General features: G+C 43.3%; 18 protein-coding genes and 1 tRNA gene. 7 read left to right on the top strand and 12 right to left on the bottom strand.

What is annotated here, in order from left to right; translation table 11 throughout:
* Positions 1–22: 22 nt before the first annotated feature.
* Together R7E42_RS14075 and R7E42_RS14070 are read right to left on the bottom strand one after the other, a co-directional pair.
* Entirely contained in the window at positions 23–229 is a 207-nt protein-coding gene (locus R7E42_RS14075; RefSeq protein WP_005380717.1) for a hypothetical protein, read from the bottom strand.
* 183 nt (positions 230–412) lie between these two features.
* Entirely contained in the window at positions 413–1,102 is a 690-nt protein-coding gene (locus R7E42_RS14070) for an SDR family oxidoreductase (RefSeq protein ID WP_054575561.1), read from the bottom strand.
* Between the two features lie 271 nt (positions 1,103–1,373).
* Here R7E42_RS14070 and R7E42_RS14065 point away from each other — a divergent pair, with 271 nt between their 5' ends.
* Entirely contained in the window at positions 1,374–2,297 is a 924-nt protein-coding gene (locus R7E42_RS14065) for a histone deacetylase (RefSeq protein ID WP_213880849.1), read from the top strand.
* A 194-nt stretch (positions 2,298–2,491) separates the two neighbouring features.
* Here R7E42_RS14065 and R7E42_RS14060 read toward each other — a convergent pair.
* The 3 genes from R7E42_RS14060 to R7E42_RS14050 form a co-directional block, all read right to left on the bottom strand.
* A tRNA-Ser gene (locus R7E42_RS14060) sits at positions 2,492–2,582 on the bottom strand.
* A gap of 154 nt (positions 2,583–2,736) precedes the next feature.
* Positions 2,737–4,545, bottom strand: a complete 1,809-nt coding sequence (locus tag R7E42_RS14055; protein WP_005380721.1) for a DUF3413 domain-containing protein — start codon at positions 4,543–4,545, stop codon at positions 2,737–2,739.
* Between the two features lie 22 nt (positions 4,546–4,567).
* On the bottom strand, positions 4,568–4,795 hold the full coding sequence (locus R7E42_RS14050) for a YejL family protein (RefSeq protein WP_005380722.1): 228 nt from the start codon (positions 4,793–4,795) through the stop codon (positions 4,568–4,570).
* An 85-nt stretch (positions 4,796–4,880) separates the two neighbouring features.
* Here R7E42_RS14050 and yejK point away from each other — a divergent pair, with 85 nt between their 5' ends.
* The 3 genes from yejK to R7E42_RS14035 all read left to right on the top strand — a co-directional run bounded on the left by yejK (position 4,881) and on the right by R7E42_RS14035 (position 8,558).
* Positions 4,881–5,879, top strand: coding sequence for a nucleoid-associated protein YejK (gene yejK, locus R7E42_RS14045; protein ID WP_005380723.1), 999 nt, complete (start codon positions 4,881–4,883; stop codon positions 5,877–5,879).
* Positions 5,880–5,961: 82 nt separating this feature from the next.
* Positions 5,962–7,290 carry an Hpt domain-containing protein gene (locus R7E42_RS14040; protein WP_238844206.1) on the top strand — a complete coding sequence of 443 codons (1,329 nt, stop codon included), beginning with the start codon at positions 5,962–5,964 and terminating at the stop codon, positions 7,288–7,290.
* Positions 7,291–7,394: 104 nt separating this feature from the next.
* Positions 7,395–8,558: a chemotaxis protein gene (locus tag R7E42_RS14035; RefSeq protein ID WP_213911059.1), complete on the top strand. Its 1,164-nt coding sequence runs from the start codon at positions 7,395–7,397 to the stop codon at positions 8,556–8,558.
* Positions 8,559–8,649: 91 nt separating this feature from the next.
* Here the strand turns inward: R7E42_RS14035 and nhaC are convergent, their stop codons facing one another.
* Entirely contained in the window at positions 8,650–10,083 is a 1,434-nt protein-coding gene (gene nhaC, locus R7E42_RS14030) for a Na+/H+ antiporter NhaC (protein WP_005380726.1), read from the bottom strand.
* 431 nt (positions 10,084–10,514) lie between these two features.
* Between nhaC and asd the strand changes: the two genes are divergently transcribed.
* Complete coding sequence (gene asd / locus R7E42_RS14025) at positions 10,515–11,630, top strand: aspartate-semialdehyde dehydrogenase (protein WP_005380727.1); 1,116 nt, start codon at positions 10,515–10,517, stop codon at positions 11,628–11,630.
* Positions 11,631–11,687: 57 nt separating this feature from the next.
* On the opposite strand, the gene R7E42_RS14020 is transcribed toward asd, so the two are convergent.
* Positions 11,688–12,551: an ion transporter gene (locus R7E42_RS14020; RefSeq protein ID WP_005380728.1), complete on the bottom strand. Its 864-nt coding sequence runs from the start codon at positions 12,549–12,551 to the stop codon at positions 11,688–11,690.
* 35 nt (positions 12,552–12,586) lie between these two features.
* Positions 12,587–13,225: a YchE family NAAT transporter gene (locus R7E42_RS14015; RefSeq protein WP_005380729.1), complete on the bottom strand. Its 639-nt coding sequence runs from the start codon at positions 13,223–13,225 to the stop codon at positions 12,587–12,589.
* Positions 13,226–13,875: 650 nt separating this feature from the next.
* Here R7E42_RS14015 and adhE point away from each other — a divergent pair.
* A complete protein-coding gene (gene adhE / locus R7E42_RS14010) occupies positions 13,876–16,578 on the top strand; it encodes a bifunctional acetaldehyde-CoA/alcohol dehydrogenase (protein WP_005380731.1) in 2,703 nt (900 codons plus the stop codon).
* 143 nt (positions 16,579–16,721) lie between these two features.
* On the opposite strand, the gene R7E42_RS14005 is transcribed toward adhE, so the two are convergent.
* From R7E42_RS14005 to sodB, 3 genes are all read right to left on the bottom strand, one after another.
* Positions 16,722–17,465: an SDR family oxidoreductase gene (locus R7E42_RS14005; RefSeq protein ID WP_005380732.1), complete on the bottom strand. Its 744-nt coding sequence runs from the start codon at positions 17,463–17,465 to the stop codon at positions 16,722–16,724.
* Between the two features lie 134 nt (positions 17,466–17,599).
* The gene (locus R7E42_RS14000) at positions 17,600–18,103 is read right to left on the bottom strand and encodes a VC2046/SO_2500 family protein (RefSeq protein WP_033907342.1); all 504 of its coding nucleotides are present in this window, start codon (positions 18,101–18,103) and stop codon (positions 17,600–17,602) included.
* Positions 18,104–18,257: 154 nt separating this feature from the next.
* Positions 18,258–18,842, bottom strand: a complete 585-nt coding sequence (gene sodB / locus R7E42_RS13995; protein ID WP_005396533.1) for a superoxide dismutase [Fe] — start codon at positions 18,840–18,842, stop codon at positions 18,258–18,260.
* A gap of 285 nt (positions 18,843–19,127) precedes the next feature.
* Here sodB and R7E42_RS13990 point away from each other — a divergent pair, with 285 nt between their 5' ends.
* Complete coding sequence (locus tag R7E42_RS13990) at positions 19,128–19,463, top strand: Grx4 family monothiol glutaredoxin (protein ID WP_017635833.1); 336 nt, start codon at positions 19,128–19,130, stop codon at positions 19,461–19,463.
* Positions 19,464–19,699: 236 nt separating this feature from the next.
* Here R7E42_RS13990 and R7E42_RS13985 read toward each other — a convergent pair whose 3' ends face one another.
* Complete coding sequence (locus R7E42_RS13985) at positions 19,700–20,722, bottom strand: tyrosine-type recombinase/integrase (RefSeq protein ID WP_213908087.1); 1,023 nt, start codon at positions 20,720–20,722, stop codon at positions 19,700–19,702.
* Between the last annotated feature and the right edge of the window lie 87 nt (positions 20,723–20,809).

The following is a 20,809-nucleotide window of genomic DNA, read 5'->3' as shown; positions in this document are numbered from 1 at the left end:
TCCGCGCATGCTTGAAAATAGATTACTCGAACAGATCACCGTGGTTTTGGATCGCGCCTCTTACTTCACCTTGAGTTAACACGCGTTTGTCCAGTACCTCTTTCACCTGGTTGCCCAAGTCAACTAATGTATCTCGATTCGCTTGAGTTTGGCGTTTACCAGCACTTCTCAAGCAGTAATTTAGTTCGTGCTCTTCGCTAAAATTAACCAAATCCCTATCTGCTGCCATCGTGCTTTCTCCTTATTTGTTCTACTTTTTCCTAAGTCTGGATTGGATGTAGATAAATTCAAGTTAGATTGCGCGAATTATGCTGGTGGATCACTGATGAACATTATGTTTGCCAACCAAGTCACGATTATGAAGCCTGGCTTTGATGGTATTTGGTTTAGTGATGGTTGTGTCTTAATGCTGCTACCAAGGTAACTCAGTACCATCGTAGTTAATAAATCGACCTGAAAGCTGCGGTGTGCTCAGTTCTATCACGTTCGCTAGGCCTAGCGCGGAGGTTTGCGTATCTATCAAAGCATTTGGCCCGCCCATCGCCGTTTTTACCCAACCAGGGTGAAGCGCTAAAACGGTAAATCCTTCAGGTGTTAAATCATTACTTAAGCTTTTCACAACCGAGTTAAGCGCCGCTTTCGATGAGCGATAAATATAGCCGCCGCCGGACGTATTTTCGGTCATACTGCCGACTTTTGATGAGATACAAGCAATCTTTTTCATCTTGCCTTGTTGTAAGCGAGGGTAACAGTACTCAACCAGTTTTAACGGAGCAATGGTGTTTACTTCGAAGACTTTACGCCATGCTTCTACGTCAGTATTTCCAAAGCCATATCCCTTGGGGCCGTAATATCCTGCATTATTGATGAGTAAGTCGATGGCAGGGAGTTTATCGGCAAGCTTAGCGACTTGTTCGTAGTGCGTGACATCCAGTTCGTGCAAAACTAGATTGCTGAATTGTGAGGCTAGAGTTTGTAGTTCTGAACTGTTCTCTAAGGAACGGCTAGTAGCATGTACTTGGTGGCCTTGCTTCAGGTACAGCTCAGTTAAGCTAAGGCCAATGCCGCGATTTGCTCCGGTAATAAAGACGGTTTGACTCATACAAACACCTATGTTTTTTTGATTTCAGTTGAAAGTCATTGTGTTAGCTAAGCACCATAAAATCAACCAACCACCACGCACCAACAACAAGAGATGAAAATAGGGACAGAGCACAAAGAGAGCCAAACAGTGCGCCGAGAATAGCAAAGAAAGTAGAATTCATATGTATATTAAATTTAATTGATATTGAAAATCATTATCAATTAAATTGCGTTTTATTCAACCCTTGAAGTTGATACTATTTCGTTACCATTGTTATTAAGAATTTCTCATGCTGCCATTTATCTACCACCCGATTTATTCTCAACTTGAGTTGCCAGAGGGGCATCGTTACCCAATTATGAAATACCAGTACCTCTATGAATCGGTATTGGTGCATATAGAGAAAGATAACTGGAAAGAGCACGCGCAGTTTTTCCAGCCCGAAGCATTAACTGTTGGGGAAGTAAAGCGTGTTCATGACGAGGAATACGTCGAGTTACTTGTTAGTGGAAACATGCCAGCTGCGAAGATGCGCCGAATAGGTTTTCCTTGGAGTGAGTCTCTCATTACCAGAACGCTAACTTCAGCAGCGGGCACGGCTATGACCGCAAAAAAGGCACTTGAGTACGGTGTGGCCATTCATTTGAGTGGTGGGTATCACCACGCACACAAAGAGTTTGGCAGTGGTTTTTGTTTATTTAATGACTTAGTGATCGCGGCCAGGCAAGCGCTCGAAGTCGAGCATGTCGATAAAGTATTGATCATTGATAGTGATGTTCACCATGGGGATGGAACAGCAACTTTATGTGACGATGAGCCAGATATCATCACGCTTTCTTTCCACTGTGATAAAAACTTCCCAGCGAGGAAGCCTCAGTCTGACCTCGATGTGCCTTTGGTGCGAGGGACAGGTGATGAGGATTTTTTAATGGCGTTTAAAGAAGTGGTCGATATGGCACTTAATCTTCATCGCCCTGATTTAGTTATCTACGATGCTGGTGTCGATATACATCAAGACGATGAGCTTGGATATTTTGATGTGTCGACTCAAGGGATTTTAGAACGTGATAGATTTTTAATGCAAACAGTGAAATCTCGAGGTATCCCTGTCGCAGCTGTCGTTGGAGGTGGATATCGAACGAATCATGCTGACCTCGTCCCAATTCATTTGCAGCTTATCAATGCCGCTAAAGAAGTCTTTATTGATGAGTAGATACAACTAGATGTAAATATCAAATTGATTCAACACTGGAACGAACGAAAAGGGCATTAATTTTTTTGTGGGTTCTTTCGGAGTGTGGCGGAGTGCTTAGTTGCGTTCAAGAAGTGATAAGTGATTTGTACAAATCTTTTAAGTCTGGAGATGCGAAAAAGCCCGCTAATTTCTTAGCGGGCTTTTTCTAAAAGTGGCGGAGAGATAGGGATTTGAACCCTAGATACGCTATTAACGTATGCCGGTTTTCAAGACCGGTGCTTTCAACCACTCAGCCATCTCTCCGTTGTTGAGGCGCATAATATAAGGCTTTGAAAATGTTGTAAACCCCTAGTTGAACTGATTGGATGTTTACTGCGCAAATTTGTGGTTTGTGTTGTTTAAATAAACAAAAACTCCCCAAAAAGGGGAGTTTGAATAGTATATGGATTGCTAGGTATTAATCGTTTTTAGAATAAAAACGCTGTAACTCAGTTAAACCTTGCATCAAAACTGGCAACTTCGGTGCATCATCTCGAAGTCGTTTGTAGTTTTTGTCATACAGCTTGTAGTTGCCAAACTTATCGATCACTGTGGTTTGTGAGCTAGTAATTAAGGCAAGCTCGCGAGTATCGCCCGCCAAGATCCAGCGACGACGACTTTCATCGAATAGGTTGCGACCACTACTGTAATCATATGGGTTGGAAGATACGCCGAGCATATCTTGCAACAGTGTAACTGAGAGGTCCAAGTGACTTGTGCTGTGATTAAATTCGCCAGCTAGCATTCCAGGCCAATGGATCACCATCGGAACTTGTAATTGATAACGGCTGTAGTTGCTGTTTGCTCCCCAGCTGTTCGTATTGGTTTCGTTAAATTCACTACCGTGATTAGAAGTGATGATTACGATGGTGTTTGTCAGTTGTCCCGTCGTTTCTAGTTCATCAATAATACCGGCGATAGTTCTATCCGCCGACTTCACTGCATATTCATAAGCTTTTTTGAATCGCTCACTTGCGGGCATTTCTTCGTCATTATTTGAAGGAATCGATTCAAAATTATCAACGGTGGTGACTTCGATGTAACTAAACCATGGCTGACTTGCTTTCTCTGCTAACCATGTATTCCAGTTTGCGATAGATTGTTTATCGGTATGAGCTTGCGTGCCATCTAGGTCTTCCGCTAAGTTCAAGTCGCGGAAAATAATTTCTGAGTAGAGATCATCTTCAAACCCACTGCCACTGAATAAACCAAAGTTGTAGCCCTGATCTTTCAGTACATCGAGCAATACTGGGGAAGCACCTTGCGCCTTGATGCTTGATGCATAACTGGTCGGTAAGCCATAGAACAAACCAAAGGCCCCGTATGTATCATTACTTGAGCTGTAATGATTACGGAAGTTCTGATTGTTTTCAGCAAACTCATAGAGGTTAGGCATCTCTTCTTGGTTAAGCGCATCCGCTCGTAAATTGTTTATGCTGATCATCAACACATTGAGCTTATTAACTCGGCGGTTAAACTCAAGCTTTTCAAGAGGGTAGTTGACTAACTCTACGTTGCCTTCGTTTTCTGCTAAACGTTTTAGGTATTCCTCACGGTCAAGTAGACCATGTTTTTCCATAAAACTCTTCGCCGTCATCGGATAAGACAAAGGGAAGTTTGAACGCTGGCTAGTAATTGGGTTGTAAAAATATGCATCTGCCCAAATGTAAACCAAATGGCTGGTCATAAAGCTGAGGAAAAAGACGGCCGCGAGAGGGCGTCCTACGTGCTTATGAGATAGTTTGCGCTGTTTTCGCCATACCCATTCGGATAGTGCGAGTTGAATAAGGAAGATCAGCGGCATCACAACAAATAAATGTTGTAGGTCAGTGCTGAGCGCACTTTTGTCTTCGCTGAATAGTAACTCCCAGACAACGGGAGTTAAGTGCAAATTGATCGACTGATACGCTTGGGTATCAATTAATAATATGGTTTGCCCAACGGTTGCGAAAATCACTGCCACCAAACGGAACAACTTCCGCGATGGCAGGATAAACGTCAACGGGAATAGAACAAGCAAGTAAAGTGCGAAAACTAGAAAGCCAAAGTGACCAACCCAAGAAACCGCCAGATAAAACTGACCAAGTAACGTCTCGGGCCAAGGAGACTGAACAATGTAGCGTGTGCCTATCAACATCGATGCAACGATATTGAAGAATGCAAACCAGTGACCCCAACCAACTAGTCGAGATACACGTTCGCCGTATGAGTTTCCGCTGTCTACCATGTATGTGTTCTATTGTCCGTGATTAGTGTGTTTTTGGTGTTTCTAAAGAAGACATCAGCGCCTGAGCAAATTTTTCAGCAATCGCTTTGCGTTGTGAAGCAGCAACACGTTGATTTAAGACATTGGTTGCGATATTTCCGGCAATCATTAGCGTCAACTCAGGAGAAGCAGCGTGTTTTTCAAGAACTGTTGCTACTTCAGCAAGAATTTTTTCTACTTGCTCGTCAGTATATTTAGATGTAATCGGCATAAAGACTCTAATAATGATAGTAAAAGCGGCTTATGATAACCTACAATGCCCATCAACTAAAACCTTGTAGCAAGATAAAATCACTATGAGTCTTCATCTTTCAAACGTTATTCTGCATCAACTGTGCAAAAACGATCAGGACGAGCTGGTTGTAAACTTTCGTCCAGCATCATTAGAGAACGATGCATCTACAGAAAACTTAGTCGCTGAGCTTCACCGAGTATTCCATTCTAAAGCTGGTAAAGGTTTTGGCGCTTTCCAGTCAGACAGCGAATTTCAATTTTGGCTTCAAGAAATGCGCAAAGGAGAGCGAGATTTTTACGACTTCTCACAAATTAGTGCAAATCGCTTGAAAGAAGAGTTGATTAAGTACCCATTTGCGGATGAAGGTATCTTGGTTTTCGCAGAGTATCAGAGTTTAGCAACGGACTACTTGTTCATCGGTATCCTACCAATGAATCAAAGTTTAAAAGTGACCGAAGGTTTGGACATCAGTGCGACAGATTACTTAGATATCACCAAAATGGATATTGCCGCACGCATCGACCTGTCGAGCTACGAGACCGACAAGGAATCCAATCGTTATCTGCAATACATTAAAGGACGCGTTGGCCGTAAAGTGGCGGACTTCTTCCTAGATTTTCTGCAAGCGGATATTGGCTTAGATACTAAACAACAAAACTTAGTGTTGATGCAGGCGGTGGATGATTTTTGTGCTGACTCGAAGCTAGAAAAGCAAGAAGTGAACGAGTACAAGAAACAAGTTTACGACTACTGCAATGAGCAAATTAAATCCGGTGATGAAGTTCAAATCTCAGAGCTTTCCGGAGAGCTTCCTCAAAGCCAAGATGGCACGAGCTTTATGGATTTCACCAAAGAGCAAGGGTACGAACTTGAAGAGTCTTTCCCAGGTGATCGTGCGACGGTTCGCAAACTGACTAAATTTGTTGGAGCTGGTGGTGGTTTGAATATTAGCTTCGATAGTCTCTTACTTGGCGAGCGTATTTTTTATGATCCAGAGACGGATACCTTAACGATTAAAGGGACGCCTCCAAATCTAAAAGATCAGTTAAGTCGCAATTAAAATCATATCGTTAAATAAAGAGAGCAAACGGCTCTCTTTTTTTATGTGAATAAGAAACATCCATAGTATATGCTTGTAATTAATGGAGATATGCGAGGGGCAAGTGTTGCTGAAGCTAAAAGAAGAAATACGGCGGTTTGTTTGGTTCTGGTTCGTTTTGTGGTGTGTTTTAGCACTTGGCATTTGGCTGCAAGCCAAACAAACGATTCAAACGATTTCGACTGTAAATGAGTTAGGAAGTAAAGTTGAAGAAGTCAGGCACTTTTTTAACTTCGATCTGCCTTACCGTGTTAAACACGTCGACCAAATTTCACTGAAACTTCAGTTGGCTTATGCAGTTCGCTTACAGCTTGAAAGTGAGTTTTCTGAAGGGAAAATCACACCAGACATCACTCAATTGCTTTATACGACCGACCGATTTTTAGAAAGTGCTCGAGCTTTTGTAAGAAGTGACAGTGAATTGGTTTCGTTAGCAGAACAGTTACGAAGCAGCCGTGCTCGAACAGAAAACTCTGATCAAATTCAGGCAATGTACTATCGCTTAGGTGCGCTTGTTTTTGAGTCTGTCTTTAGTGACTCTGCAACGAATAGCGATACTTACCGTGACTTAGACCGACTTTTTATTGAATCAGAGACGCTCTCTCCCGAAGAGCGAAGTGCTCTTCAGCGCCAGCTTGCTCAAACCTCAAGCGCACTATCTGCTCAGGCACAGGGCAGTTATTTATCCAATCAACTGCTTAATCCAGATTTCCCGAACCAGTTAACTTCGATAAATGATCAGTTGGAACAGAAGCTAATGACTTTTATTGTTTGGTTGTCTGTAATCAGTGGTTTGCTCCTTTTCCTCATTTCATGGGGAGCCTTCTCCCCAAAAACGATTCAACCGATACCACTACCCAGAACCGATGATAAAAAGTCAGAGCAAGTTGGCGATGATGAAAATGGAGCTAACACTGTTCCCTCAGCTCAGTCAGAAAATTTTCAAAACGTCCAAATGAACGAAAAAAGCTGTAATGAGGTGAATTCATCACAAGTGGAAGTAGTGGAACGTGAGCCGTACATAGATATCAATAAAATGTTAGATTCTCTGTCTGGTGACGAGGGCGCTGTGCGGATGTTACTGGAGGTCTTTATTCAGGACCACTCTGGCGATGGCACTAAAATGTATCAGCTGTTAGAAGAGGATAAAGAGCAAGCGCAAAGAGCCGCACACAGCCTTAAAGGGGTCTCAGGGAGTTTAGGTGCAATGCCACTGCACTGTATTTCGGGTGATATTGAACTGTTGATTAAACAAGGGCAAAAAGTGCCGGAAGAGAAGTTGGCATGTTTAGATGATGTCCTAAAACAAACCATACTTTTTGCTAATAATGTTCTCAATAGTGAAAAGATAACAGAAGCGCTAACAGATTGATATTGCTCTGACTTAATGTCATAAGAGTTGAGGTAATAAAGGCTCGAACTATATGACTTAGTTCGCTTTATTCCTGTTCTATACAATTTGTTAAAGGTGTTTTCATGTCCGTTCGCCGAATGTCTTCAATGATGTTGATAGGGCTGGTTATGATGCTTTCAGGGTGCTCCCTGCTCGAAGTCAAGATCGAGAGTCAAACCGTCCCTCTTACCAAACAAGAGCTCAATATGCGTCTTTTGACTCGTGAGTATGCGCAGCAGTTTTTTGCTCAGGTTGAGCAAGCAGCAGACGCACTACACGAACAATATGAGCCTCATGATAAAGTTCATCAATCTTATATTTTACTTTGGAAGATAAATGCTGAAGAAGGCATCCAAGCTTCTGCATACCAAGTGTCCCCAATGGCTGCACTGATTGATACATGGACTTTCACGCTACAAATGGAACAGTTCTTTACTACCGCTTCGGGTAATGAGCTCTTTGCGTCTGATGAGGCCAAGTTAGTTTCCGTTTATTTAGCGAAAGAGGTAGATAAACTGGCTCAATCTTTATTGAAGAAAGAAGCATACATCAAGACACAAACGTTTGTTGCAGAGTTCGCCAAGCAGCATCCATTCGCTGATTTAAGCATGATTAGGACTCCGGCTTACCGTGGGTGGTTAGATGCAAACCAAATTAGCGAAGAGGAAGCCGTTACAACGCTAGGCACGATGCCAGAAGCACTTGGGGATGTCTCTGATCGTCTAAGTCTGGTATCAGAACAGACACCAAAAATTATGACGTGGAAAGCGCAGTTGTTGGCCTTGAATAGCTCTGCCAGTATCGAAAAAGTCAATGCGGCGCTCAATAGTTTGCAAGTTACCGCTGATTCGATGAGGGATTTTATCGATAACAACCCAGAGTACATGCGTTATTTGGCAGAACAAATGGCGCTGGAGTTACAACCTTTGGTTGACGATATCGATCAAAGGACGGAGGCGCGTTTATCTCAGTTGGGTGAAGAACGCCAAGCTATAGAGCTGATGGTTGCCAGAGAACGTCAAGAAATCGCACAGATCATTACCCATGAGCGCGAGAAGTTTGCTCAAGATATGGATCGAGTGTCGCAAGAGGTTGTGAATCTCGCAATGACTAAGCTGATTGAACTTGTCAAAAGTACCATCATCTACTTTATTCTGTTCATTGCCGTTATATTCTTTGCACCGCTTGGCTTGGGCTATTGGTTTGGGAAGCGTGCAGCCGTAAAAACGCCAGTAAAACAAAGCTAACGATTTGTTTTGGAAATAAAAAAAAGAGCGCTTTAAAGCGCTCTTTTTTAGTATTGAATTCGGAAGGGAGGTTCTTCCTATCTCTGCGAAGTTAAGCGGTTTGCTGCTTTAATTCGCCTTCAGCTTCTTCAACTGCTTCTGCTGTTGGTTCACACTTATCAACAAACCAACCCATGTAAGAAGTGAAGATCGTTACGATGATACATACAAAACTCAGCCACATGAACGGGGCATAAGACAGTGTAGCAACACCCAAAATACTGGCCATGTAGATACCGTTGTCACTCCAAGGGACCATACCTGAGGTTAGCGTGCCGCCAAATTCTGCGTTACGAGACAAATTCTTACGTTTGTAGCCTAGACGGTCATAGTTCTTCGCACAGATTTTTGGGGTCAGAATAAGTGAAACGTACATCGCTGAACCAAATACGTTGCCCATAAAGGCCGTACCAATTGTGCTTGTTGCCAATGAACCTGCACTTTGAACGCGTTTTTCAAACAGCTTCGCGATAGTCTCTAGCACGCCTACTTTATCTAGTAGACCGCCAAAACCAAGGCCGAATACGATAACCGCTACCGACCCAAGCATTGAAGACATGCCGCCACGGTTAAGGATTGAGTCAATGAAATCTACGCCAGATGAGATTGCAAACGGAGCCCAAGCCGTGTTGAACGCGGTTAGGAAATCGACATCTTGGATCATCACTGCCCAAATAATACCTAGCAGAGAACCAAAACTGATCACTGGGAATGAAGGCATACGCATCGCTAGAAGTGACAATACGATGATCACAGGAACAAATGAGTAAGGGGTGATGTAGAACTGCTGTTCCATCGCTTTAATGACAGAGTCTACCTGGCTCATGTCAACTTGACCTGCGTAGTGGAAGCCAAATGCAGTAAACATAATGCCTGTAATAATGTAGCTAATGAGTGCTATCGGCAACATGCCTTTAATATGTTCCATCACTTCAACGTTAGACATAGATGAAGCAAGGATTACTGAATCCGATAGAGGCGACATTTTGTCACCAAAGTAACAGCCTGAAAGTACGGCACCTGCAGTGATTGGCGCAGGAACACCAAGACCTTGACCGATACCCATCATTGCAATACCTGCCGTGCCAGCCGCACCCCAAGATGTGCCAGTCGCTAGCGCAGTCAATGAACAGATGATCATGGTCGCGAGCAAAAAGATGGAAGGGTGGATTGCTTTAAGGCCGTAGTAAATAATGGTTGGAACAATACCACCAGAGATCCAAGTACCTACAAGCGCGCCAACGGCCAAAAGGATTAAAACGGCTCCAAGTCCATTGGAAATGCCATTTAGTGCTGCTTTTTCCAGATCTTTATACTGATGGCCAAGCTTTATGCCCAATATCATGACAATGAACCAACCGATGTATAGCGCTAGCTGAATCGGTAGGTCTAGCTTGGCTGTGAACGAAAATGCCAGCAGGAGAAATAAACCGAGCGAGATAAATACCTGTATCAAGCTTGGTAGGCGTGGTGTAACTTGCTTCATATGTGCCTCTGTCAATCTTGGAGCAATAGAGGAAGGCGCTCCTTGTTGTAATCGCGCATAACATACATTAACAAAAATTATATTTCGAACATTTGGTGTTTTATCTTGATGTTCGTCGGTAAAAACGTTTGCTTGTGAAATTAACTGTTGGTTTGTTTTAACTTTTTTGGTTTTAAATGTTGTGTAATGTGAAATTATTGTGCTTCATGTGTTATTTTCTCATTGAGTGGTAAGACCAATTAGGGGGCTAAAGTGCTTTCCCTACTTGAAAAATGGTTAAAACCGCAAACCAAACACTAAAAAATCTCGTGTAACCCGGTTTTTCAGAGGAAAAGGTTAAAAAACGCGCTTATTTACAAAATAGGGGTTGAGATTTTGCTGTGAAAAATTAACTATGGGGTAGGTTTTTTAATACATGGAGAGTTAATACGATGAGAGTTGGTTTAGTTGGTTGGCGCGGTATGGTTGGTTCAGTCCTTATGCAGCGTATGGTTGAAGAGAAAGACTTCGACCTAATCGAACCAGTATTCTACAGTACTTCTCAAGTTGGTATTCCTGCTCCTAACTTAGGAAAAGACGCAGGCTTACTGCAAGACGCGTATGATATTGAAAGCTTAAAACAGCTTGATGCGGTAATCACCTGTCAAGGTGGTAGCTACACAGAAAAAGTTTTCCCTGCACTTCGTCAGGCTGGTTGGAAAGGCTACTGGATTGACGCGGCCTCTACGCTACGTATGGCTGAAGATTCGATCATCACACTTGATCCAGTGAACTTAAAGCAAATCCAACAAGGCATCCACGGTGGCACGAACACATTTGTCGGTGGTAACTGTACGGTTAGTTTAATGCTAATGGGGCTAGGTGGTCTATTTGAGAAAGGCCTTGTTGAGTGGACAAGCGCAATGACTTACCAAGCCGCATCTGGTGCTGGTGCGCAAAATATGCGTGAATTGATCTCGCAAATGGGCGTTATCAATGACTCTGTTAGCTCTGAACTTGCAAACCCATCAAGCTCTATCCTAGATATCGATAAGAAAGTCGCGGATACAATGCGCAGCGGCTCTTTCCCTACCGATAAGTTCGGTGTGCCACTAGCTGGTTCGTTGATCCCATGGATCGATGTGAAGCGCGATAATGGTCAGAGTAAAGAAGAGTGGAAAGCGGGCGCTGAGGCGAATAAAATTTTGGGTTCTCAAAGTTCACCTGTTCCAATTGACGGTACTTGTGTGCGTATTGGCGCGATGCGTTGTCACTCTCAAGCACTTACTATCAAGCTTAAACAAAATGTACCAATGGACGAAATCGAAGAAATCATCGCCACTCATAACGATTGGGTGAAAGTGATTCCTAACGACCGTGACATCACTGCTCAAGAGCTAACACCGGCAAAAGTTACGGGCACAATGTCTGTACCAGTGGGTCGTCTACGTAAGATGGCAATGGGTGATGATTTCCTAAATGCTTTCACTGTTGGTGACCAACTGCTTTGGGGTGCTGCGGAGCCGTTGCGTCGTACTCTGCGAATTATTCTGTCTGAGAAAGCATAATCACATCAATCCTTTATTTGATGACAAAATAAAAGAGCTCCTTAGGGAGCTCTTTTTTCATGCGTCGTCTTCCGTTCGAACGACTCTTTTGTCTGGATCGGCCAGTTCACTACCACAATGTTTACAGTAAATTGCGTCAGAGTCGTGCCCTGCGTGGGAGCAGTTTGGGCATTTCACCAATACTTTGTGCGATTGCATCTCTTGGTGCAGTTCGGCAGTGAAAATACCTGTAGGTACCGCCAAAATGGAATAACCCAGTAACATGGTGAGTGATGCAAGCCCTTTACCTAGGTCTGTTTGAGGGACCAAGTCACCATAACCAACCGTTGTGATGGTCACGATCGCCCAATAAATACTTTTAGGAATGCTAGTAAATCCGTTTTCAGGTCCTTCAATGATAAAAATCAATGAGCCGAAAATCGTTACCATAATGGCGACGGAACTAAAGAAGATAAAAATCTTTCTGCGCGCCATAAGCAGTGAACGTAAGAGGATATTGGACTCTTGGAGGTATCGGACTAACTTGAGTATGCGGAATATTCGCATCACTCGCAGCGCCCTGATCACACCCATAAACGAAGCGGATGGGAAGAAGAGTGCTAAATAGGTGGGCAAAATCGCAAGTAAATCGACGACACCATAAAAACTCTTTGCGTAGGCGGCAGGTTTAGGAGAGCAATAAAGCCTTAGAAGGTATTCAATCGTGAATAGGCCAGTAAATGTGTATTCAATAAACTTCAGCTCTTTTTCCCACTCGGCCCGAACGGAGGGTATCGAATCTAACACCAGTACGATTAACGAACTGATGATCGCGATAATGAGAGCAATATCGAACGTTTTACCAGCTTTGGTATGAGTACCAAAAATGGTGACATATAGAGTATGTTTAAGAGAGTCAGTCGTCATGACAAAGCGATCCATTGTTGAATCGCTCTATCATACAATTTTATAGAAACTCAGGCTAATCCTGGAAATAAGTTGCGTAAGCCATTCGCAATGAACTCTATGCCAAGCGCGCCCAATATCAAACCCATGATACGAGTAATGACGTTGATTCCAGTTTGACCTAAAAATCGTACGATCAATGGGGCAGAACGGAATAATAGCCATGAACAAAGGCAGAACAAACCAATCGTAATACTAATGCCCACGGTATCGAACATGCTTGGGTAGCGTGCACCATAAACAATAGTCGAACTGATTGCACCAGGACCTGCCATTAAAGGCATTGCAAGAGGGACCACACCAATCTGTTCACGACTGACGTATTCCGTTTTCTCTTGTTTGTTCTGCTTATCTTCCCCCAGTTTACCGCTCATCATCGAGAATGCGATGCTAAGTAATAGCAACCCGCCAGCGACACGAAACGAATCCAGAGAAATACTGAACATGTCTAACAGTAACTGACCAGCAAAAAGCGAAATGATCAGGATGATCGCAACAGCCACATTTGCTGTTGTTGCCGTATTGCGCTTTTCGTCTGGTGTCATATGCCCGGTTAGTGACACAAACACAGGCATGATACCAACAGGGTTTACTGCGGCGACCAAACCGAGAAAAAACTGCAAGAAGATAGCAAGTTCAAAAGTTTGCATGTTGCGTACTCATCAAAGTTCACATTAGTGAAAAGGAGAAGGGGTAATTTGGGCGTAATGTAAGGCAAAAGTTAGGTTGTAAGAAATGAAAAAAACTAACGCATTCCCTGCCATTTAAGTGAGAAAAACTAATTCTTTAATAAACTGTATCTAATCTGGAAAGGAAATGTTACGTATAAAGTTGCTGATAAATTGCACTGTTTTACATAAACGTTAACATTCGCACATTTTTGATAAAAACCAAGGTAGTTTGTAGAGAGATGTATTCGGTTCGATATACTCTCAGTAGCACAAAGAATTGGGCCTACATGTAATTTTGTTGGTCAAAAATGAAACTTTTTTACAGGTTGTTGTAGTTTCTTTTATTTATTTGTCCATTTGCTTCTTTTTTGCTCAATAAAAAATGAGAGTTAATTTATTTGTTTATCAGTGATTTATGTCATTTTGGTGTGATGAGGCACCACTTTGGTAGTATTTAGGTGGTGAGAACTGATCCAAGTCAATTTTTTTCACACTCTGAAATATTATACTCAGTCCTGAAAGCAATTTACTAAGACGTTTGTTTTCTAAGTGACTGATAAACAGTAAAAACGATAAGTAATAGCCTTAGTAAAAAGTTTTTAATATTTGTTAATTTTAGGAGATTCCCTATGCCTGTAACTAATATGGCTGAACTAGATGCAATGGTTGCTCGCGTTAAGAAAGCGCAAGAAGAGTTCGCTACTTACTCTCAAGAGCAAGTAGATAAAATCTTTCGTGCAGCATCGCTTGCAGCTAACCAGGCCCGTATCCCGCTAGCTCAACAAGCGGTAGAAGAATCTGGTATGGGTATTGTTGAAGATAAAGTAATCAAGAACCACTTTGCTTCTGAGTTTATCTACAACAAATACAAAGACGAACAAACGTGTGGCATCTTAGAAGAGGATGACAACCTAGGTACTATGACTATCGCTGAGCCTGTAGGCATCATCTGCGGTATCGTACCAACGACTAACCCAACTTCTACAGCGATCTTCAAATCTCTAATCTCTTTGAAGACTCGTAACGGTATCATCTTCTCACCACACCCACGTGCGAAAAACTCAACTAACGATGCAGCTAAACTCGTTCTAGATGCAGCAGTAGCAGCAGGCGCACCAAAAGACATCATCGGTTGGATCGACCAGCCTTCTGTTGAGCTTTCAAACGCTCTAATGAAACACGATGACATCGCTCTTATCCTTGCAACTGGTGGTCCAGGCATGGTTAAAGCCGCTTACTCTTCTGGTAAGCCAGCAATCGGTGTAGGTGCAGGTAACGTTCCTGTTGTTATCGATGAAACAGCAGACATCAAACGTGCTGTTGCTTCTATCCTTATGTCTAAGACTTTCGACAACGGTGTAGTATGTGCTTCTGAGCAGGCTGCAATCGTAGTTGACGAAGTATACGACGAAGTGAAAGAGCGTTTTGCTTCTCACAAAGCGTATGTCCTAAGCAAAGCAGAAGCTGATAAAGTTCGTAAAGTTCTTCTTATCGATGGCGCGCTAAACGCGAAAATCGTAGGTCAGCCAGCAGCAGCAATCGCTGAAATGGCAGGCGTTAAAGTTCCAGCAGACACTAAAGTTCTTGTTGGTGAAGGTCTGGGTAAAGTATCTCACGATGACGCATTCGCTCACGAGAAACTATCTCCAACTCTAGGTCTATTCCGTGCTGACAACTTCGAAGACGCGGTTGCTCAAGCGGTAACTATGGTTGAGATTGGTGGTATCGGCCACACATCTGGTCTTTACACTAACCAAGATACTAACGCTGATCGTATCCGTTACTTCGGTGACAAGATGAAGACAGCTCGTATCCTAATCAACATCCCGACTACTCACGGTGGTATCGGTGACTTGTACAACTTCAACGTTGCGCCATCTCTAACGCTAGGTTGTGGTTCTTGGGGTGGTAACTCTATCTCTGAGAACGTAGGTCCTAAACACCTAATCAACAAGAAAACTGTAGCGAAGCGAGCTGAAAACATGTTGTGGCATAAACTACCTAAGTCAATCTACTTCCGTCGTGGTAGCCTTCCAATCGCGCTGGGCGACCTAGAAGGTAAGAAACGTGCATTCCTAGTAACTGACCGTTTCCTATTCAACAACGGTTACGCAGATGACGTAGTAAGCCTACTAAAAGCTCAAGGCATGGAAGTTCAAACATTCTTCGATGTTGAAGCTGACCCAACACTGTCTGTAGTAGAAAAAGGTGCGGCTCAAATGGCTAGCTACCAACCTGACGTTATCCTAGCGCTAGGCGGTGGTTCACCAATGGATGCAGCGAAAATCATGTGGGTAATGTACGAGCACCCAGAAACTCACTTTGAAGAACTAGCAATGCGCTTTATGGACATCCGTAAACGTATCTACAAGTTCCCTAAAATGGGTAAAAAAGCTGAGCTTGTATGTATCACTACAACTTCAGGTACTGGTTCAGAAGTTACTCCATTCGCGGTTGTTACTGACGACAAGACTGGTGCGAAATACCCACTAGCTGACTACGAAATCACGCCAAACATGGCAATCGTTGATGCGAACCTAGTAATGAACATGCCTAAGTCTCTAACAGCATTTGGTGGTTACGATGCAGTAACTCACGCTCTAGAAGCTTACGTTTCTGTTCTTGCTAACGAATACTCAGATGGCCAAGCTCTTCAAGCACTTAAGATGCTAAAAGAGTACCTACCATCAAGCTATGCGAACGGTGCAAATGACCCAATCGCTCGTGAGAAAGTACACAACGCAGCTACTATCGCTGGTGTTGCATTTGCGAACGCATTCCTAGGTGTTTGTCACTCAATGGCTCACAAACTGGGTGCTGAGTTCCACTTGCCACACGGCCTAGCTAACGCACTACTTATCTCTAACGTGGTACGTTACAACGCGAACGACAATCCAACTAAACAAACTGCGTTCTCTCAATACGACCGTCCACAAGCACGTCGTCGTTACGCTGAAGTTGCTGACCACCTAGGCCTAAGCCAAGAAGGTGACCGTACTGCTCAGAAGATTGAACGTCTACTAGCATGGTTGGATGAACTAAAAGTTAACCTAGACATCCCAATGTCTATCCAAGCGGCAGGTGTTGCTGAATCAGATTTCGTAGCGAAACTGGATGAGCTAGCGGTAGAAGCGTTCGATGACCAATGTACTGGTGCGAACCCACGTTACCCTCTAATCAGCGAACTTAAAGATGTGTTGATGGCTTCTTACTACGGTAAAGCATTTGTTGAAGGCGAAACTTTCGAAGGTACAACTGTTATCAAGAAGAAAGCAGACCAAGAAGCAGCAAAAGCAGCACCTAAAGCAAAGAAAGAAAAAGCTGACGCGTAATTAAAAAATCGAGTGAGCAAGGTTTTCGCTAGCACGGAACCTTAATCGGGAAAAGGTTAAAGCCCCAGTCAAGTGACTGGGGCTTTTTTTATTTTGGTGCAGGAGTTACATCTGGCTTGGGAAAACAGAGTTGCTGTGTATGCTTACACTTCGGTCGCAACTACTCGGCCACTGAAGTATTCATTCGCGACGATGTATGCTGTGTTGCGGACTAGTTCGTCTTGGATCTCAGCCCAGTGTCTCTCGTTGAGCTCTTCTTTTGTATGATTTACCGAGGGAATAACGCCGCCCACTCGAATGTTGAATGGTGTGAGTTCTTTTGCCCAGCTGTGAGTAAAACCTGACACCAACGCCGCCATGCTTTCAACTCCCGTAAAGTCTTCATGGTTGTCATGAGAAATGACGTTAACAATGACGCCTTTCTTGTTTCTGGCTCGAAAGCGCTCTGCTCCTACTTGGCCGTAGGTATAAAGGAAGCGTGCCGCAGACGACAAGTGATCAATGTAAGTACTCATTGGTTCTGGCGCCATTAAGCCAGGCATAGGAGAGCTGGTCCAGCAATTAACAATCACATCTGGTGTCGCACGTAGCTGTGATTCTATCTGGTCAAACAATAAGTTAATGGACGTTGTGTTATCACTACACACATTCATCGCATACACTTTGTCAGTGAAAGCGCTGATTTGCTCATAGCTCGCTCTCAAAGCGCTAGAATTTTGGTCACAAAGAATCAACGTTGCTCCAAGGTGAGCAAAGTGATTTGCACAGGTTCTTCCTATAACCGAACCTGCAGACGTGACGAGAATAATTGATTCTTTGATATCCATAGCACCTTCACTGTATCCATATGTGAAAAACAATACACCAGTGGTTTGTGCTAATAGCATGGTTGAAATTCGTTGAGTTCAGTGTGAAAGGCTTCAAACTAACGCTTTCGAGTGAGGACTATTGTGCGGTAATTTGTAAGACGTCACATTTCTGACGTGTAGGTATTGCAAGCTATTGGATAAAAAGCGGATCTCTATGCTTTAGCTTGAATTTGATGCTGACGTTGAGCCGTCACTAGCTGATTATATAGCCCAGCATCTGGGATCAGTTGTTTGTTGCGTTCGCCCAATCTGCGTCGCTCATGACCAGATAGGTTGTGATAAACCTCCTCTGGTAGGTTGAATGTGTCTTCAGGCAGGTAAGTCAGCGCATCTGGTTTTAGGTAATGGCTCAGCTTTGCGGAAGGCAATCCTGCATCGTGAAACTGTTTCGCTTGTTCAGCTGCGAGTTCATAGCTGCTGCTATCAGAACGAAGAGCTTGAGGTTGCGATAAACCCAATTGTTGGCGAAGAATACTGTCACTGGTGATGACTTCCTGGACCTCTTCAACTGGGACCACATCGCGAACATCATTAGAGAACATAGACAGAATCAGCGAGAAATCCGCACGACGACCTTCGTGTACGGCATGGTTAATACCATTACCGAACTGAAGTTCGTTGATAATTGCAGCTTTGTCTAACGTATGAATTTGCATGATGTTCCTCGCTCGATGCTCTTTTAACGGCGTGGATAAGAAGAACTTTAGTAAAAGAGGGAATTATTTAAAGGTGCTAGGGAAGGCGAAAAAAAAAAGCCCGCTAAATAGCGAGCTTTTGAATAAGACTAAATTGAACTTAGGGGGAAGTATATTACTTCGCTAGGTTCTCAGCTACGAAGTCCCAGTTTACTAGAGCCCAGAAGCCGTTCATGTAATCAGGACGTACGTTGCGGTAATCGATGTAGTACGCGTGTTCCCATAGGTCAACAGTTAGAAGTGGTGTTGTACCTTCTTCTGTTAGAGGAGTAGCAGCGTTAGAAGTGTTAACGATCTCTAGAGAGCCATCAGCTTTCTTAACAAGCCAAGTCCATGAAGAACCGAAGTTGTTGATTGCTGAATCAGTAAACTTCGCTTTGAATTCTTCAAAAGAACCGAATGCTGCGTTGATTGCGTCTGCAACTGCGCCAGTTGGCTCGCCGCCCGCATTTGGAGCAAGACAGTGCCAGTAGAACGTGTGGTTCCAGATTTGCGCTGCGTTGTTGAATACGCCACCAGTAGAAGTCTTGATGATCTCTTCTAGAGTTTTGCCTTCGAACTCAGTACCAGGGATAAGACCGTTAAGCTTAACAACGTAAGTGTTGTGGTGCTTACCGTGGTGGTAGTCTAGAGTCTCTGCTGAGATGTGTGGTTCTAGTGCGTCTTTCGCGTAAGGAAGAGCTGGTAGTTCAAATGCCATTACTCGATTCTCCATTGATTTGAAAGGATGACCTTTCGATTGCTTCCAGTGTTTTTTTATAGCTATGTCGCCTTTAAGGCTGACTTGCTAAGTATTTTAGCAAGTTTTTACTTTATTAAAACCCCGATATGAAAATATTTTAAGAGGTTAGCAGTGGTGAAGTGCTGCATTGCTCGCCAATAAGCAACCTAAAATTAAGCCTTATTAATTATATGGTTTTTATTCTGTCGTTATTGAGTAGAATGTGGCAAATAAATAAAGTTCAAACCCATGAATGAGGAAGCGATGGAAACTATCGACAAAATCAAACAGCAGATCTCTGAAAACTCAATCCTGCTGTACATGAAAGGATCACCGAAACTACCTAGCTGTGGTTTCTCTTCTCAAGCGTCACAGGCACTAATGGCATGTGGTGAGAAGTTCGCTTACGTAGACATTCTGCAAAACCCAGATATCCGTGCTGAGTTACCAAAGTACGCGCAATGGCCAACTTTCCCTCAACTATGGGTTGAAGGTGAGCTTATCGGCGGTTGTGACATTATTCTAGAAATGTTCCAAAAAGGTGAACTGCAGCCTCTAATCAAAGAAGCAGCAGCGCGCGCTGAAGATCAAGCTGAGTAATTCGTAAATACTCACATTTAGCGATAGAATACGAAGGAGCCGTACTGGCTCCTTTTTCTTTTTAGGTTAGTGGAATGAACATAAAGCTTTACTATGTGCCGCCACCTTGCCTAACCTTCCTAATCGTTGCTATCCCTTGCGATATATAGAGTGTTAGTAACTCATCAATCCGACTGTGACCTATGAATAACGATAAAAGCTGACCTGTGCCGCCTTTTTGTCGCCATAATTGCCGGCTAGATACTAAGATTTGTTAGTGGGTTAAAGCGTACGGCATCACTCAGGTGATTTGGTGAAAAATGAGCGTAAATCATCGTGTGATCGATATGCTGATGGCCGAGGATTTCCTTCAATACAAGAATGTTGCCACCATTTGTCATAAAGTGGCTTGCGAAGGTATGACGTAAGACGTGAGTCGCTTGACCTTCCGGTAAATGGGGTAGGGCTTTAGTTAGCCATTTGTATGCTACGCCGTAACCGCAAGTGAAAAGCCGGCCATTGGTTGGCTTATAAATTTGGTTATACAACTCTTCAGAAATCGGCACCGTTCTGTTCCGTTTGCCTTTGGTATTGTTGTAGGTGATGCGGTATTTCGTCAGGTTAGTGCCTTTCAGATAAATCGCTTCTCTGATTCGTGCTCCTGTCGCTAGACATATTTTATATATCTTCGTTAGTTCATCACCAACTGGGCTTTGTTGAGCCACTTCAAACAAGTAGCGAATTTCCTGTTCGGTTAGAAACGCAAGTTCGGACTCTGGCTTCTTTATTGCCTCTATACCGCCAACCGGATTCGGTAGTTTCCATTCACCAAGCTTTATTAACTTATTGAACATCGCTTTTAGCAACCCAAAATCCACGTTATTCGAAGCGATAGAAAGTTCTTTGTGTTGCTGGCCTCTGCCTTTGTTGGCACGGCTAGCTCGATAAGTGGCAAGTTGCTTTGAATTAAGTTGCGAACCGATAGGGTTTCCCAAGTCGAAAGCCATACTTTCTAGGCGCAGGAGAGTATGAGCACCTGACTTGAGATTCTTACCATGCAGCTTAAACCACAATTCGACTAAATCAGATAATCTGCGGTGATCAGGTTTCGAACCTAGCCATGGCTTGTCATCCACCTCTTTCATTAGGTGCAGTTCAAATGCAGTAGCTTCCCCTTTAGTTGCAAAGCGTTTACGAACGCGTTTACCAGTGCGGCCTTGTGGGTAACATTCACATAACCAAGATTTTTTAGATCCATCTTTTAAATTGCGAATAGACATTAGTTTATACTTATTTAATACTGTTGTTATATACAGTATCAATGTGGTTGATAAAATCAATGTGTGAATGTGAAGCCTTTAAACAGA

This window comes from Vibrio sp. Vb1337 (genome assembly GCF_033338715.1).
In the GTDB taxonomy this organism is placed as follows: Bacteria; Pseudomonadota; Gammaproteobacteria; order Enterobacterales; family Vibrionaceae; genus Vibrio; species Vibrio alginolyticus.
Note: the sequence above shows the minus strand (reverse complement) of the source record. Positions and strands in the feature narration are given on the sequence as shown.